The organism is Mycobacterium sp. NGS33 (assembly GCF_059812885.1).
The window spans coordinates 1-677 of the sequence record NZ_JCALDN010000043.1; the positions used below are offsets into that span (position 1 = coordinate 1).

Sequence of the window (677 nt, forward strand, 5' to 3'; positions counted from 1 at the left end):
CTCCAGCTCTTGGAGCGTGGTGGTGACGACGATCGAGGTCGGTAACCCGTTGTGCTGACCCAGCTTTCCGGAGGCGAGCACGCCGCGCAATGCGGCGTTGAGGCCGTCATGGTTGCGCTGGGCCGCCGAGCGCGGGTCGTGTTCGATGGCTTCCTGGGTGGGTGCGCCGTCCACGCACGGACTTTCGTCGAGGGGGTTGCACATGCCCGGGGCGGCCAACTTGGCCAACACGGCCTCCAGCGTCGCACGCGCTTCGGGGGTCAGCCAGCCGCGCAGCGCCGACATGCCGTCGGCCTGCTGGTTACCCAGGCTCAGCCCACGCTGACGCGCCCGGTCTTCGTCGGTGTACGTGCCGTCGGGGTTGAGGCAGTCGGCCAGGGTGGTGGCCAGCGCGGCCAGCTGTTCGGGGCGAAACCGGCTGCCCTCCTGGGCCAATCGCGCTTCGGCGCGCTCGCGGGTCGGCATGTCGATCCAGCCGGGCAGGGCGTGGCAGAACTTGCGGATCACGCTCACCTGGGCGGGCCCCAGCGCGCCGGCGCGTTGGGCGGCGGCGGTGGCGGCCAGCGCGGGTGGGATGGGTTCGCCGGTCAGGCCGTGGCGTGGGCCCAGATCGCGTGCCTCTTTGAGGCGCCGGGAGGCTTCGGCGCGGCTGATCAGGGTGGCCTCGGCGAGGGCAT

Annotated in this window: 1 protein-coding gene; it reads right to left on the reverse strand. The window is 72.1% G+C overall.

What is annotated here, in order from left to right; all coding sequences use genetic code 11:
* Positions 1-677 (reverse strand): 13E12 repeat family protein (locus AC5Y5B_RS25230; RefSeq protein WP_500007397.1); only part of this gene is annotated, 677 nt, incomplete at both ends.